At 65.4% G+C, this 14,957-nt stretch carries 17 protein-coding genes; 7 read left to right on the top strand and 10 right to left on the bottom strand.

The annotated features are described in order from the left end of the window. The 4 genes from AC1D02_RS21710 to AC1D02_RS21695 all read right to left on the bottom strand — a co-directional run. Positions 1–182: transposase (locus AC1D02_RS21710; protein ID WP_477314027.1), on the bottom strand; the 182-nt coding region annotated here is incomplete at its 3' end. Positions 183–248: 66 nt separating this feature from the next. Then, positions 249–1,913: a DNA repair protein RecN gene (gene recN / locus AC1D02_RS21705; protein WP_477320540.1), complete on the bottom strand. Its 1,665-nt coding sequence runs from the start codon at positions 1,911–1,913 to the stop codon at positions 249–251. A gap of 34 nt (positions 1,914–1,947) precedes the next feature. Then, a complete protein-coding gene (locus AC1D02_RS21700) occupies positions 1,948–2,850 on the bottom strand; it encodes an NAD kinase (protein ID WP_477320539.1) in 903 nt (300 codons plus the stop codon). A 111-nt stretch (positions 2,851–2,961) separates the two neighbouring features. Beyond that, on the bottom strand, positions 2,962–3,810 hold the full coding sequence (locus AC1D02_RS21695) for a DUF3667 domain-containing protein (protein WP_477320538.1): 849 nt from the start codon (positions 3,808–3,810) through the stop codon (positions 2,962–2,964). A gap of 132 nt (positions 3,811–3,942) precedes the next feature. Between AC1D02_RS21695 and AC1D02_RS21690 the strand changes: the two genes are divergently transcribed. Genes AC1D02_RS21690 through gloA form a run of 4 tightly spaced genes read left to right on the top strand, consistent with a single transcriptional unit; the run spans position 3,943 to position 6,468 of the window. Next, entirely contained in the window at positions 3,943–4,239 is a 297-nt protein-coding gene (locus AC1D02_RS21690; RefSeq protein ID WP_477320537.1) for a hypothetical protein, read from the top strand. Continuing rightward, the gene (locus AC1D02_RS21685) at positions 4,236–5,546 is read left to right on the top strand and encodes a PQQ-dependent sugar dehydrogenase (RefSeq protein ID WP_477320536.1); all 1,311 of its coding nucleotides are present in this window, start codon (positions 4,236–4,238) and stop codon (positions 5,544–5,546) included. Before AC1D02_RS21690 ends, AC1D02_RS21685 begins: the two co-directional genes overlap by 4 nt. A gap of 18 nt (positions 5,547–5,564) precedes the next feature. Then, positions 5,565–5,996, top strand: a complete 432-nt coding sequence (locus AC1D02_RS21680; RefSeq protein ID WP_477320535.1) for an OsmC family protein — start codon at positions 5,565–5,567, stop codon at positions 5,994–5,996. A 55-nt stretch (positions 5,997–6,051) separates the two neighbouring features. Continuing rightward, complete coding sequence (gloA, locus tag AC1D02_RS21675; RefSeq protein WP_477320534.1) at positions 6,052–6,468, top strand: lactoylglutathione lyase; 417 nt, start codon at positions 6,052–6,054, stop codon at positions 6,466–6,468. A 68-nt stretch (positions 6,469–6,536) separates the two neighbouring features. On the opposite strand, the gene AC1D02_RS21670 is transcribed toward gloA, so the two are convergent. The 4 genes from AC1D02_RS21670 to AC1D02_RS21655 all read right to left on the bottom strand — a co-directional run bounded on the left by AC1D02_RS21670 (position 6,537) and on the right by AC1D02_RS21655 (position 9,736). Then, entirely contained in the window at positions 6,537–7,898 is a 1,362-nt protein-coding gene (locus tag AC1D02_RS21670; protein WP_477320533.1) for a TolC family outer membrane protein, read from the bottom strand. Between the two features lie 43 nt (positions 7,899–7,941). Next, a complete protein-coding gene (locus AC1D02_RS21665; RefSeq protein WP_477320532.1) occupies positions 7,942–8,265 on the bottom strand; it encodes a rhodanese-like domain-containing protein in 324 nt (107 codons plus the stop codon). Between the two features lie 12 nt (positions 8,266–8,277). Continuing rightward, positions 8,278–8,931, bottom strand: a complete 654-nt coding sequence (locus AC1D02_RS21660; protein ID WP_477320531.1) for a protein-L-isoaspartate O-methyltransferase family protein — start codon at positions 8,929–8,931, stop codon at positions 8,278–8,280. 163 nt (positions 8,932–9,094) lie between these two features. Continuing rightward, complete coding sequence (locus AC1D02_RS21655) at positions 9,095–9,736, bottom strand: TetR/AcrR family transcriptional regulator (protein ID WP_477320530.1); 642 nt, start codon at positions 9,734–9,736, stop codon at positions 9,095–9,097. A gap of 95 nt (positions 9,737–9,831) precedes the next feature. On the opposite strand from AC1D02_RS21655, the gene AC1D02_RS21650 reads away from it, so the two are divergent. The 3 genes from AC1D02_RS21650 (at position 9,832) to recQ (ending at position 12,879) form a co-directional block, all read left to right on the top strand. Next, the gene (locus AC1D02_RS21650; protein ID WP_477320529.1) at positions 9,832–10,104 is read left to right on the top strand and encodes a YkgJ family cysteine cluster protein; all 273 of its coding nucleotides are present in this window, start codon (positions 9,832–9,834) and stop codon (positions 10,102–10,104) included. A 116-nt stretch (positions 10,105–10,220) separates the two neighbouring features. Beyond that, on the top strand, positions 10,221–11,054 hold the full coding sequence (locus tag AC1D02_RS21645; RefSeq protein WP_477320528.1) for an undecaprenyl-diphosphate phosphatase: 834 nt from the start codon (positions 10,221–10,223) through the stop codon (positions 11,052–11,054). 4 nt (positions 11,055–11,058) lie between these two features. Beyond that, positions 11,059–12,879 carry a DNA helicase RecQ gene (gene recQ, locus AC1D02_RS21640; RefSeq protein ID WP_477320527.1) on the top strand — a complete coding sequence of 607 codons (1,821 nt, stop codon included), beginning with the start codon at positions 11,059–11,061 and terminating at the stop codon, positions 12,877–12,879. Between the two features lie 7 nt (positions 12,880–12,886). Here the strand turns inward: recQ and AC1D02_RS21635 are convergent, their stop codons facing one another. Together AC1D02_RS21635 and AC1D02_RS21630 are read right to left on the bottom strand one after the other, a co-directional pair. Beyond that, positions 12,887–13,633, bottom strand: coding sequence for a LytR/AlgR family response regulator transcription factor (locus AC1D02_RS21635; protein ID WP_477320526.1), 747 nt, complete (start codon positions 13,631–13,633; stop codon positions 12,887–12,889). After that, on the bottom strand, positions 13,630–14,844 hold the full coding sequence (locus AC1D02_RS21630; protein ID WP_477320525.1) for a sensor histidine kinase: 1,215 nt from the start codon (positions 14,842–14,844) through the stop codon (positions 13,630–13,632). The genes AC1D02_RS21635 and AC1D02_RS21630 overlap by 4 nt, the downstream gene beginning before the upstream one ends. Between the last annotated feature and the right edge of the window lie 113 nt (positions 14,845–14,957).

Genomic DNA, 14,957 nt, shown 5'->3' with positions numbered 1-14,957 from the left:
GCGCTATACGGGCCGACCTGATTGCCCGCGATGAACGTGCCATGAGCCTGGAACCAGCTAATCCAACGATGGACCATCGAATGCGCAAGCCCGCGCTGCCTGGCCAGCTGCTTGTAGCCTATATCGCCATCAAGATACTGACGGACGACGGCCAGCTTGAATTGCTCGTCATACTTTGTCATAAACCACCTAAAAGTTGGCGTCCAACTTTTAGGTGGCACTTCAGTCCGGCGGACCTGACCCCATTTTCAAAGCGCCAGCAGCTCGCGGGCGTGCTTGCGGGTGGTCGCGGTGATCTCGACCCCGCCCAGCATGCGCGCCACTTCTTCGATCCGCGCCTTGCTGTCCAATACGTCGATCTGCGACACCGTCTTGCCCGCTTCTGTCGTGCCTTTCGCGACCTGGAAGTGTTGGTTGGCCTGGCTGGCCACTTGCGGCAGGTGCGTCACGCAGAGCACCTGGCGCTGCTGCCCGAGGCGCTTGAGAAGCCGCCCCACCACTTCGGCCACCGCGCCGCCGATGCCGCTGTCGACTTCGTCGAAAATCAGCGTCGGCGTGGTCGTCGCGTTCGACGTGATCACCGAAATCGCCAGCGCGATGCGCGCCAACTCGCCGCCCGACGCCACCTTTGCCAGCGGCCGCGGCGCCACGCCGGCGTGGCCGGCCACCAGAAACTCGACCTGCTCCAGCCCCGCCGCGGTCGGTTCGGCCGGATTGAGCCCGACCGCAAAGCTGCCGCCGCTCATGCTCAATTCCTGCATTGCCGCCGTCACCTGCGCGCCCAGCTGCTTCGCGGCGCCGGCGCGGATGACGGACAACTTGCCCGCCGCCTCCATGTAGCTCGCGCGCGCAGCGTCTTCCTGCTTGCGCAGTCCGTCGATGTCGCTCGCATCGGACATCTCGCGCAGTTTTTCCGCCAGCGCCGCATGCTCCTGCGGCAGTTCGTCCGGCGTGACGCGGAACTTGCGCGCCGCGCTGTGCAGCGCTTCGAGGCGCGCGTCGACCTGGCGCAGCCGCGCGGGATCGAGTTCGACCCGGTCGAGATAAGCCTTGAGCGAGTACACCGCCTCCTGCAGCTGGATGCGGGCCGGCTCCATCAAATCGAGCACGCCCTGCAGCTCCGCGTCGACATCGACCAGCTTGCCCAGCTTGACGTTCAGCGACGACAGCCGCGACAGGATCGGCTCGTCCGATTCGGACAGCGCCGCCAGCGCTTCTTCCGCGCCTTCGAGCAGGCTGGCCGCGTGCGACAGGCGGCTATGTTCGTTGCTGATCTCGTTCCACTCGCCCGGCTTGGCGCCCAGCTTGTCGAGTTCACCGACCTGCCACTCGAGCCGTTCGCGTTCGATCAGCACGTTCTTGGCGTCGCGCTCGAACTCTTCGCGCTGGCGCACCAGCGCGCGCCATTGCTTGTGGCCGGCGGCGACTTGCTGCGCCAGCGTCACGGCGCCGGCATCCTGCAACGCGGCCTGGTTGTCCAGCAGCGCGCGCTGCGCGTCGGACTTGAGCAGCGACTGGTGCGCGTGCTGGCCGTGGATGTCGACCAGCAGGTCGCCCAGATCGCGCAGCTGGGTTGCGGTGGCGGCGATGCCGTTGATGTAGGCCTTCGAGCGGCCGGCGTTGTCGATCACGCGGCGCAGCAGCGCGCCGCCGTCCTCGATCGCGAACTCGTTCTGCGCCAGCCATTCGGCCGCCGCGCCATCGACCGAGAAGTCGGCGGTGATGTCGGCCTTGGCGGCGCCTTCGCGCACCACGGAGGCGTCGCCGCGCCCGCCCAGCGCCAGCTGCAGCGCGTCGATCAGGATCGACTTGCCGGCGCCGGTCTCGCCGGTGAAGACGGAGAAGCCGCTGGCGAATTCGAGTTCGATGGCGTCGACGATGACGAAGTCGCGGATGGTAAGGGTACGCAGCATGCAGGTATCGGTAATCAGGTTGTACGGCGCGGCGCTATTTCAGCTTGCCGTCGCCGGAGGGGTATTCGTTCCAGTGCAGCTTTTCGCGCAAGGTATCGTAGTAGCTCCAGCCTTCCGGATGCAGGAAGGTGATGCAGTTGGGGGAACGCGAAATCGCGATCTGGTCGCCATGCGCGAGGCTGGCGAAAGTCTGCATGTCGAAGTTGACGCTGACGTCGCGCCCGCTGACGATTTCGACCACGATCCGGCTGGTATCGGGGATCACGATCGGCCGGTTCGACAGCGCGTGCGGCGCGATCGGCACCAGGCCGATCCCGGACAGCGAAGGATGCAGCAGCGGGCCGCCGGCCGACAGCGCGTACGCGGTGGAGCCGGTCGGCGTGGCGATGATCAAACCGTCCGAGCGCTGGTTGTACATGAAATTGCCGTCGACCGTGACCTTCAGTTCGACCATGCCGGCGCCGGCGCCGCGCGCCACCACCACGTCGTTGACGGCCAGGCCGCAGGCGATCATGGCGCCGCCGCGCATCACGCGCGCCTCGAGCAGGGTGCGCTTCTCGGCCTGCGACTTGCCGGCCAATAGATCATCGAGCACGGGCAGCATGCGGTCGATCGGAATGTCGGTCATGAAGCCCAGGCGGCCCTGGTTGATGCCGATCAGCGGCACGTCGTAGGGCGCGAGTTGGCGCGCGATGCCGAGCATGGTGCCGTCGCCGCCCATCACGATGGCGTAGCTTGCGGTCTCGCCGATCTGGCTCGCGCTCAGCGCCTCGAGGCCGGTCACGGCGAGATGCGCCGCCGTCTCGGCTTCCAGCACCACGCGGTAGCCGGCGCCCCGCAGGTAGTCGACCAGGCCGCGCACCGGCTTCTCGATGCCGGCGGTGTTGTGCCGGACGACGAGCGCGATGGTCTTTTGCGGTGCGGGCGTGGCGGGCATAAAAATCTCGGCGGTGGATGGAACGGCAACACGGAGGAGAGTAACCGATTCTGCCCTCTTCTGCCATATCGCCGGGTCAGGAGATTATGCGGAATCTTGCATAATTTGATGCTACAGGACGATGGTGGTGAGGAACATCGTCCCGAACATCGCCGCGATCACGGTCACGGTATACACCGCCATCAGCACCGCCCAGCGCACAGCGGTAACCTTGCGGCTGCCGCCATACACGCGCCGCATCGCGATCGGCAGGTAAGCCAGCAGCCAGATGAACAGGGCAACGCCCAGCTCGGTCCAGGGCGCCACCCAGATCAATCCGAGCAACAGGAAAGCGAAGCCATTGGCGTGCAGCGCGAACAGCATGTGCTCGCCGTAGCGCCGGCCCGAGCCGAGGTAGAGCAGCTTCAGGTACAAGGCGAACAGCGGCATGATCAAAAACATCGCGTACGGCACGTAGGCGAAGAATTTGGATCTCACCAGCGCGATCGCCTCGTCGGTCGGCATCGCGGTGATCTGCTTGACGCGGGCATCCCAGGCCGGATTGACGCCCAATAGCTTGCTGTTGATGCGCACGGTATCGGGGCCGGGCTCCTTGTCGGTCAGGCCCAACCGGTTCGGCGCCTCGGCGTGCGGTTTGACCAGCGAAAACTGGGTCGGCCCGTAGTGCAGCAGCGCGAAAAACAGCACGCTCAGGGTCAGGTACAGGCGCAGCGGCACGACGTAGCGCGCGCGGCGGCCGGCGATGTAGTCCGCGGTCAGGCGGCCCGGCCGGAAGATCAGCAGCGCCAGCGTCTTCCACAGCTTGCCCTCGAGCGCGACGTAATGGCCGATGAACTCGTGGAAGAATTCGCGCACGCTCGGCACGTGCAGCACCGTCTCCTGCCCGCACACCGAGCAGAAATTGTTGGCGACGGCGGCGCCGCAGTTGAGGCAATGGGATGGCGCGGCGTGCTCGTTCATGGCGGCTTTGCGGGTTGACTGTATGCGATGGTAACTTAAATATTTGCGATTCGGCAACATCCAATTGCGCGACTCGCTTGGCGGCGCCCCGATATCATTCCAACAATTGTCTCAAGCAGAAGGAGTACGCTCATGGTTACCGAAGCACCGGACCGCAAGGTCAACACCGACGAGAAAATCGCGAACGATGGCGAAAAGCGCATGCCGCACGAGCGCGACGAAGCGCCCGACGGCCAGGACCGCGAGCCCCGCGGCGTGATGAAGCAGGCCGCTTCCGACATCGCCCAAGGCATGGTCGACACCGACCTGCACGCCACCCCAGGCCTGGAAAAAGCCGGCGGTTCTGGCGAAGCCAAACCGCAGCCCGGCGCCGCCGACGGCATGCGCGACCAACCAAAACCCACGCCATCGAAAGACGCAAAAAAATGAAGCACACCTTCCAGCTCACCTTCGTCGCGCTCGCGCTGTCGGCCATCGGCGGCGGCGCCATGGCGCAGACCTACCCGGTCGGCTTCGGCCCGGCTCCGGCCCTGCCGGCGCCCGAAAAATCGCTGATCCCGACCGTGAACGTGGCGAAGGCCGAAGGCTGGCCGAGCGGCGGCAAGCCGGTGGCGGCCGCCGGGCTGACGGTGAGCGCGTACGCCAGCGGCCTGGCGCACCCGCGCTGGATCTACGTGCTGCCGAACGGCGACGTGCTGGTGGCCGAGACCAACAAGCCCGCGCCCGAGGAAAAAGAGCCGACGTCCATCAAGGGCACGGTGATGAAGATGCAGATGAAGAAGGCCGGCGCCGGCGTGTCGTCGGCCAACCGCATCACGCTGCTGCGTGGCGTCGGCGCGAACGGCGTGGCGGCCACCAGGACCGTCTTCATGGAAGGCCTGACTTCGCCGTTCGGCATGGCGCTGGTCGGCAATGAGCTGTTCATCGCCAACGCCGATGCGATCGTCAAGGTTCCGTACAAGACCGGCGACACCGCCATCAGCGCCAAGCCGGTGAAGGTGGCCGACCTCCCGGCCGGCATGAACCACCACTGGACCAAGAACCTCGTCGCGAGCAAGGACGGCAAGTACCTGTACGCGTCGGTCGGCTCGAACAGCAACATCGGCGAGAACGGCATGGACAAGGAAGACGGCCGCGCCGCGATCTGGCAGTTCGACCGCGCCACCGGCAAGGGCCGCGTGTTCGCGTCGGGCCTGCGCAACCCGGTCGGCATGGCGTGGAATCCGCAGAGCGGCATGCTGTGGACCAGCGTGAACGAGCGCGACGAACTGGGTAACGACCTGGTGCCCGACTACATGACGTCGGTGAAGGACGGCGCCTTTTACGGCTGGCCGTACAGCTATTACGGCCAGAACGTCGACGCGCGCGTCCAGCCGCAGAAGCCGGAACTGGTCGCCAGGGCGATCGCGCCGGACTACGCGCTGGGCGCCCACACCGCCTCGCTGGGCCTGGCGTTCTATGACGCGGCGCTGATCCCCGCCTTCAGGAACGGCGCGCTGGTCGGCCAGCACGGCTCGTGGAACCGCAAGCCGTTCTCCGGCTACAAAATGATTTACGTACCGTTCGCCGACGGCAAGCCGAGCGGCCCGCCGCAGGACGTGCTGACCGGCTTCATGAGCCCCGAAGGCACCACCTGGGGCCGTCCGGTCGGCGTCGCCGTCGACAAGGCCGGCGCGATCCTGCTGGCCGACGACGTGGGCAACATCATCTGGCGCGTCACCCCGGCCGCCAAATAACCGAAAAGGAGCATGGACATGATCATCAAGAAAACCGGCAGCGCCGTCTGGAGCGGCGGCTTGAAGGACGGCGTCGGCAGCGTGTCGACCCAGACCGGCGTGCTGGACAAGGCGCCCTACGGCTTCAACGCCCGCTTCGAAGGCGGCAAGGGCACAAATCCGGAAGAACTGATCGCGGCGGCGCACGCCGGCTGCTTCACGATGGCGCTGTCGGGGGTGCTGGAAAAGGCCGGCCTGAAGGCGACCGAGATGAACACCGTCGCCACGGTATCGCTGGAAAAAGTCGGCGGCGGCTTCGCCATCAACGCGGTGCACCTGGCGCTGACGGCCAGGATCCCGGGCGCGACCGACGAGCAGTTCCAGACCGCGGCGCACGACGCCAAGCAGAACTGCCCGGTGTCGAAGCTGCTGAACGCGAACATCACGCTCGACGCCAAGCTGCACACCTAAGCGCAAAATCGGCGGAGCGCATAGAATTGCCGATCTACTTCACAAGGACATCCTGATGCGCATACTGCATACCATGTTACGGGTCGGCGACCTGCAGCGCTCCATCGATTTCTACACCAAGGTGCTGGGGATGACGCTGCTGCGCACCAGCGACAATCCCGAGTACAAATACACGCTGGCGTTCGTCGGCTACGGCAGCAATCCGGATCACGCGGAGCTGGAACTGACCTACAACTACGGCCAGGACAAGTACGAGATGGGCACCGCGTACGGTCACATCGCCATCTCGGCGGACGACATCTACAAGGCGTGCGAGCTGGTGAAGGCGAACGGCGGCAACGTCACGCGCGAGCCGGGGCCGGTCAAGGGCGGCAGCACGGTGATCGCATTCGTCACCGATCCGGACGGCTACAAGGTCGAACTGATCGAGCGCAAGGACGGCGTGCGCGGCGGCGGTTTGAACGCCGGCTGAATCCGCGGCGCTAACGAAAAAGGGGCCAGGTCCGCCGGACCTGGCCCCTCTCATTGCTGCGGCGTCGATCAGTGCTGCAACAGATTATTCACCGGCACCAGGTCCGCTTCACGCAGCGAACCCGATGCGGCCTTCAGGCGCAAGCCATTCATGATGGTGTCGTAACGCGCGCGCGACAGGTCGCGGCGGGTCGAGTACAGCTGGCGCTGCGCATTGAGCACGTCGATGTTGATCCGCACGCCGACCTGGTAACCGAGCTTGTTCGATTCCAGCGCCGACTGGCTCGAAATCTCCGCCGCTTCCAGCGCCTTCACCTGCGCCAGGCCGCTGTTGACGCCGAGGTAGGACTGACGCGCCAACTGGGCTGCGGTGCGGCGCGTATTTTCGAGGTCGTTGCGCGCCTTGTCTTCCAGCGCGATCGACTCGCGCACCCGGCTGGTCACGGCGAAGCCGCTGAAAATCGGCACGCTCCACTGCACGCCGACGACGTTGCTGGTGGTGGTGCCCGAGCTTTGCGTGCTGCCACCGAGCTTGTTACGGGTCGAACTGGCGACCAGATCCAGGGTCGGATAGTGTCCTGCGCGGTTACGCTTGATATCGCGCTTGGCCGACTCGAGCGACAGCTGCGACACGGCCACATCGTAGTTCTGGTTCTCGGCCGACGACACCCATGGCTCGATCGCCGCCGGCTGCGGCGCGGCCAGCGTCACGCCGCTCCTGAGCGGGGCCAGCGTCGCCGGCGCGGAGCCGATGATGGCCTGCAGCGCACTCTTCTTGTTTTCCAGGTCGTTGACAGCGGCGAATTCCTGCGCCACCACCAGGTCGTACGCGGCCTGCGCCTCGTGCGTGTCGGTGATGGTCTGGGTGCCGACTTCGAAATTGCGCTTGGCCGACGCCAGCTGCTCGGTGGTCGCGGTCTTCTGCGCGCGGGTCGACTCGAGCGTGTCCTGCGCGGCCAGCACGTCGAAGTAAGCCTGCGACACACGGGTGATCAGGTCCTGCTGCGCCTTGGCGAATTGCGCCTCGGTGATGGCTTGCACCAGCTTGCTCTGCTCGTAGGCTTCCCAGCGATCCCAGCGGAACAGCGGCTGCGCCAGCGACAGCGTGTATTGGTTGGAGGTCGCGTTGCCACCGCTGCCGCCGACCACGATCGGCTGGCCGGTGATCGGCGAAATCACGGTGGCGCCCTCATTGAACGGCGAGAAGTCGTTGTCGTTGCGGGTGATCGCGCCGCTGACGCCCACCGTCGGCAGCAAGCCGGCGCGTCCCTGCGGGACACGCTCGCGCCCTGCCGCCAGCGATGCACGCGCGCTGGCGTACACGGCATCGTTCGCCAACGCTTGCTGGTAGACCTGGATCAGGTCGGCCGCGTGGGCGTTGAACGAAACAAAGGCGCTTGCTATCAGCGCGGCGATCAGGGGTTTCTGCATTGCTTTCTCCGTTGGAGTCATCAAACAAGTTTATAAAAAGTGCTCAGTACTTCGGCATCGTGCCGTCTACCTGCATGGCCCAGGCGTGAATCCCGCCCGTCAAATTCGTTACCTTGTCAAACCCGTTGCGCTCCAAAAAGGCAGCGACCTGCATGCTGCGCGCGCCGTGGTGGCAGATGCAGACGATCTCGTCGTCCTCATCGAGCTCCTCGATGCGCGCCGGGATCGTGTGCATCGCGATCAGCGTCGACCCGTCGATGTGGCAGGTGTCGTACTCCCACTGTTCGCGCACGTCGAGCAGCTTCGGGCGCGGCCGCGCGGCGTCGTTCAGCCAGGCAGCCAGCTCGGGGGCGGTGAGGTGTTGCATGCCGCCGTCCGCTTAAAACGTGAAGTGCGAAAGCACCGTCGCCGATGCCAGGTACCTGACATTGGTTTCGAACACTTTGACCGTGTCGTACGCCGTTTCCGACACACGGGTGATGATGTTGCAGGACATGACCGGCGCCTGGCCGATGATCGCGGCGAAGCGCCCGCCGACCTTGACCTGCTTGAGGAAGGCTTCCGGCAGCACTTCCAGCGCGCCCGAAATGACGATCACGTCGAACGGCGCACCGCCGGCCCAGCCCTGCGCGCCGTTGCCCAGTTCCACGGTGGCGTTGGTCACGCCGGCCTTGGCCAGGTTCGCTTCGGCCATCGCTTTGAGTTCCGGCAGGATCTCGACGGTCGTGACCTGGCGGCCCTTGTGCGCCAGCAGCGCGGCCATGTAGCCCGAACCGGCGCCGATTTCCAGCACGGTCTCGTGTTTCTTCAGTTGCACTTCCTGCAGCAGGCGCGCTTCCAGCTTCGGCGTGAACATCGCCTCGCCGCCCGGCAGCGGAATCTCGGTGTCGACGAACGCCAGGTTCTTGCACGCTTCCGGCACGAACTGTTCGCGTTTGACCACCACCAGCGTGTCGAGCACGTCCTGGTCCAGCACGTTCCACGGACGGATCTGCTGTTCAATCATGTTAAAGCGGGCTTGTTCAATATTCATTTGTGAGACTCGGTGGGTAAATAGATAATCCGATATTTTATCGTTGAACGGCCTCAGTAGACACATCTTAACGACATGCAAGTCCAGATCGCTTGAAATTGCGACAGTCTGCAGTTTGGAGGGGTTGAACCACCGATAACGCCGATGTGGCGTTTCGGGCAACTCATCTGGCCGGGGGCAGCAGGCCGTGCAGCGCCATGTCGAGGAAGGCGTCGAGGAAGGCCAGCGGATCGAGATGGCACTGGTCGCAAGGGCCGACCGAGTGCTTCCAGGTCATCAGCATCAGCATCGGCGCGACCAGCACCTGGGTCATGATCTCGACGTTCATCGGCCGGAACTCGCCGCGCAAGATGGCGCGCTCGAGCAGGCCGGCGATCATCCGGGTGCCGCGCGCGATCACCTCTTCCTGGTAAAAGGTTGCAATATCGGGGAAATTGGCCGCTTCGGCCATCATCAGCTTGGGAATGCCGGACGCCTTGGTGGCGCCGATGCGCTGCCACCAGTTGCCGATCACGGCCCGCAGCAGCTCGGCGGAATGGCCGTCGAAGCCGGCGATGCTGTCTTCGGCGGCGCCGATCACGGGTACGATGCTGTCGCGCACCACCGCCTTGAACAGCTCCTCCTTGTTGGTGAAGTAGAGGTACAGGGTGCCCTTCGACACGCCGGCTTGCCGGGCCACGTCTTCGAGCCGGGTCGACGCGAAGCCGCGCTCGACGAACAGGTCGAGCGCCGCAGCCAGCAATTCCTGCGGCCGCGCCTCTTTGCGCCGTTCCCAGCGGGGCTTGGTGTCATACGGGCATTGCATGTGTCGATCCGGTAACTTACTTGCGGGTCATTATATCGTTATGCCGGGGCCGGCAGGGAAAGCGGTATACTTGCCGCCTGTTCCGATTGCCCGCCATGACCGCCTCCCCTGAAAATCTCCCATGCCGCCCCGGCTGCGGCGCCTGCTGCACCGCCCCGTCGATCAGCTCGCCGATTCCCGGTATGCCGAACGGCAAGCCGGCCGGCGTGCGCTGCGTCCAGCTCGACGATCGCAACGGCTGCATGATTTTTGGGCAGCCGGGCCGTCCGGCGGTGTGCGCCAGCCTGCAGCCGTCGCGCGAGATGTGCGGCGACTCGCGGGCGCAGGCGATGTTCTACCTGAGCGAACTCGATCGCCTGACCTCCTAAAAACAACGCCGGGCTTTGCGGGCAGCTCAACGGTAAGGGGCGCTCTCATGGTATTCTTCGACCCCGCGTGGTGCCGCCTTCCGACTCGCAAATTCCCTTAACTAACTAATAAATACATGGACATCCTCCTCGCGATCAAAGCGATCATCATGGGCCTGGTCGAAGGCTTTACCGAGTTCCTGCCGATTTCCTCGACCGGCCACCTGATCCTGGCGGGCAGCCTGCTCGACTTCACGGGCGAAAAAGTCAAAGTCTTCGAAATCGCCATCCAGGCCGGCGCCATGCTCGCCGTGATCTGGGAATACCGCCAGCGCATCGGCACCGTGCTGGCCGGTATGTTCAGCGATCCGAAACAGCAGAAATTCATCGTCAATCTGGTCGTCGCCTTCCTGCCGGCCGCCGTGCTCGGCCTGCTCTTCAGCAAGATGATCAAGGCGCACCTGTTCAAGCCGGTGCCGGTGGCGCTGGCCTTCATCGTCGGCGGCTTCGTCATCCTGTGGGTCGAAAACCGCAACAAGGACCGCCACGACGCCGCGCGCATCCATTCGGTTGACGACATGACCCTGCTCGATGCCTTCAAGGTCGGCTGCGCGCAGGCGTTCGCGCTGATCCCGGGCACCAGCCGCTCGGGCGCCACCATCATCGGCGGCATGATGTTCGGCCTGTCGCGCAAGGCGGCCACCGAGTTCTCGTTCTTCCTGGCGATCCCGACCCTGCTGGCGGCCACCGTCTACTCGGTCTACAAGGAACGCGCGCTGCTGTCGATGGCCGACCTGCCGCTGTTCGGCATCGGCGGCATCGCCGCCTTCGTGTCGGCCTTCCTGTGCGTGCGCTGGCTGCTGCGCTATATCAGCTCGCATGACTTCACCGTCTTCGCCTGGTATCGTATCGTTTTCGGCATCGTGGTAATCGCCAGCGCGCATTACGGATGGGTCGTCTGGGCGGAATGACAGCATGAGTAGCGACATCGGCGCGCGCGCCCTCGAACAACTGCAGACCGTGTTCGGCTATCCGGCCTTTCGCGGTCAGCAGGGCGACATCGTCGAACATGTGGCCAGCGGCGGCGACGCGCTGGTGCTGATGCCCACCGGCGGCGGCAAGTCGCTGTGCTACCAGATCCCCGCGCTGCTGCGCGACGGCGTCGGCGTGGTCGTCTCGCCGCTGATCGCGCTGATGCAGGACCAGGTCGACGCGCTGGCCGAAGTCGGCGTGCGCGCCGCCTTCCTGAACTCGACCCAGACCTACGAAGAGTCGAATCGCATCGAGCGCCTGGTGCGCACCGGCGAGATCGACCTGGTCTACGTCGCGCCGGAGCGCCTGATGACGCAGCGCTGCCTCGACCTGTTCGAGGCCTCGAAGATCGCGCTGTTCGCGATCGACGAGGCGCACTGCGTCTCGCAATGGGGCCACGATTTCCGGCCCGAATACATCAAGCTGTCGATCCTGCACGAGCGCTTCCCCGACGTGCCGCGCATCGCGCTGACCGCGACCGCCGATCACCAGACCCGCGCCGAAATCGCGCTGCGCCTGCAGCTGGAGGACGCGCGCCAGTTCGTGTCGTCGTTCGACCGCCCGAACATACGCTACCAGATCGTCGAGAAAACCAACGGCCGCAAGCAGCTGCTCGATTTCATCACCGCCGAACACGGCGGCGACGCCGGCATCGTCTACTGCCTGTCGCGCAAGAAGGTCGAAGAGACCGCCGAGTTTCTCAACGAGAACGGCATCCGCGCGCTGCCTTACCACGCCGGCATGGAGCATCCGAAGCGCGCCGCCAACCAGTCGCGCTTCCTGCGCGAAGACTCGATCGTGATGTGCGCGACGATCGCCTTCGGCATGGGCATCGACAAGCCGGACGTGCGCTTCGTCTGCCACCTCGACCTCCCGAAAAGCATCGAGGGCTACTACCAGGAGACCGGGCGCGCGGGCCGCGACGGCCTGCCCGCGTCGGCCTGGATGGCGTACGGCCTGCAGGACGTGGTGCTGCAGCGCCGGATGATCGACGAGTCCGAAGCCGACGAAACCTTCAAGCGCGTGCTGTCGGTGAAGCTCGATTCGATGCTCGGCTTGTGCGAGACGCTGTCGTGCCGGCGCACCCGCCTGCTCGATTATTTCGGCGAACGCTCCGGCCCTTGCGGCAATTGCGACACCTGCCTGATTCCGCCGGTGTCGTTCGACGGCACGGTGCCGGTGCAGAAACTGCTGTCGACCATTTACCGGGTCGACCAGCGCTTCGCCGCCGGCCACGTGATCGACGTGCTGCGCGGCGTGTCGTCCGAGCGCATCACGCAATGGCACCACGACTCGCTGTCGGTGTACGGCATCGGCGCCGAGCGCACCGAAGCCGAATGGCGCGCGATCCTGCGCCAGGCCATCGCGCTCGGCCTGGTCACCGTCGACCACGAGGTCTACAGCTCGCTGAAGCTGACCGACGCCGCGCGCCCTGTGCTCAAGGGCGGCCAGAAGGTCCAGCTGCGCCAGTACCAGAAGCCGGTCAAGCCGAAGCGCGCGCCCAGCACATCCAAGGGCCACGTCGAGATGGAGCTGTCGAAGTCGGAACAGGAGATTTTCGAGAAGCTGCGCTGGTGGCGCGTTGAGACCGCGCGCGCGCATGGCGTGCCGGCGTATGTGGTGTTCCAGGACGCCACGCTGCGCGAGATCGCCAAGGTCAAGCCGACCTCGCTCGACGACCTGCGCGGCGTCACCGGCGTCGGCGAGAAAAAGCTTGTGTCCTACGGCGACGAGATCGTCTCCTTGATCAGCGAGATGCTGTAACCGGGGCTCAGTCCCTGAACAGGTGCGCGAAAGTGCGGCTGACCGTCAGCCGCTCCTCGCTCCCTCGCAAGAGCACCTGCAGCCGCTCCGCATCGACTTTCTCCACCGCCTCGATGGCGTTCACGTTGACCATGGTGCCGCGATGGATCTGCCAGAAGCGCGCCGGGTCCAGCCCGCCCAGCAGGTCCTTCAGCGGAATGCGCACCAGCGCCTCGAATTCGGCCAGCACCACGCGCGTGTACTTGGTGTCGGACTGGAAGAACAGCACCTGGTCGACGTCGATCAGGCGGATCTGCCGGCCGATGCTGGCCTTGATCCACTTCAGCGGCTCGCGCGCCGGACCGGGCAAGGTGGCCTTCAGGTGATGCAGGATGTCGCCCAGGTCGGCCGGCCGCGCGCTGAGCTTTTCCCTGATCCGCGCGACCGCCTTCTGCAGCCGGTCGGCTTCGACCGGCTTGAGCAAATAGTCCACCGCCCCGGCGTCGAAGGCGTCGACCGCGTACTGGTCGTAGGCGGTGACGAACACCACGTGCGCCAGCTTGCCGATGCGCTCCGCCACCTCGAGGCCGGACAGGCCGGGCATGCGGATGTCGAGGAAGGCGACCTCCGGTTCGTGCTCCAGGAAGCCGTCCCACGCGTCGTTACCATTTTCGGCCACCAGCACGATGTCGGCCTCGGGCCACACCGCGGGCAGCATCGCCAGCAGGCGCTCGCGCATCAGCGGCTCGTCTTCCGCGATCAGGACTTTGGTCATCCTGTGGCCTTGTCGGTCGGGATGATGATCTCGGCCACCACGCCCTGCGCCGCTTCGTGCAGCGTCACGCTGGCCGCGGCGCCATGTACCAGCAGCAGGCGGTTGCGCGCGTTTTCAAGGCCAAGGCCGGCGCCAGGCTGGATGCCAAGGCCGATGCCGGAGTCTTCCACCGCGATGCTCACCACGCCGTCGCGCCGCTGCGCCCGCACCGCAAGGTCGCCGCCGCGCAGCGACGGCTCGATGCCGTGCTTGATGGCGTTTTCGGCCAGGGTCAGCACGATCATGCTCGGCACGGCCAGGCCTTCCAGAGATTCCGGCAGGTCGAGCGTGAAGCGAAGCCGCTCGCCAAGGCGCGCCTTCATCACGGTCAGGTAGGCCTCGACCAGCGCGAACTCCTTCTTCAGCGTGGCCTGGTCGCTGCGCATCTCGCTCAGGCTGGCGCGCAGGAAGGTGATCAGGCTCGCGGTCAGTTCGGCGGCGCGCGGGGCGTCTTTCTCGGCCAGTTGCTGCACCGCGCCGAGGGTATTGAACAGGAAGTGCGGTTCGATCTGGGCGCGCAGCAGCCGCAATTGCGACTCGCTCAATTCGCGCGCCAGCCGGTCGCGCTCCGCGTCCTGCCGCAGCTGCACGGTGCGCGCCTCGTGCTGGCGATTGCGCATGACGACGATCAGCCGCAGCGGGACGCCGACCAGGAGCGCCGCGACGAGCGCGCCGATCAGCATCCCGCCAGGGAAGGTATCGAACAGGGCCTCGCTGACCGAAAGGTGCTGGAATTTGATAAGAAAGCCGACCATCGCGAGCGCCGCGCCGACCAACAGCAAAATCATCGCCACGCCGTACCGGCTGCGGCAGTTGCTGCGCCGGTAGTTGAACCACACCGCCACCAAGGCGGCAGCGACCGAAAATCCCAGCACATTGACCACGCCGATTGCCTGCCACAGGCCCAGGCCCGGCCGGGCGAGATGCAGCATCGTGCCGACCAGCGCAAACAACGCAGCGAGCTTCGCGACCGCGCCGACCAGCCGCCAGCCGCGGTATTTGAGCGAAAATTCCAGCAGCTGTTCGCGCTCGATGTCGGACAGGCGCGCCAGCTGGGTGGCGAAATGCCTGCGGTAGCCAGGCGCGGTCTGCTCCGCGAATGCGGGATCCGCCAGCACCTTGTACTGCTCCTCTTCCCAATCCCGATACCAATTCACGATTGCGCGCCACATGGCGTTCTCCCGATGTTCGTCATGGAGTACAGGCTAATCGAAGGGCGTCGCCTCGGGAAGCGCCAGGCGACGAGCGACGAATCGGCGGGGACGAAATACGATTCGCCCCGGCC

This window comes from Massilia sp. P1_C10 (genome assembly GCF_056406475.1).
This window is presented reverse-complemented; position numbering and strand designations above follow the sequence as displayed.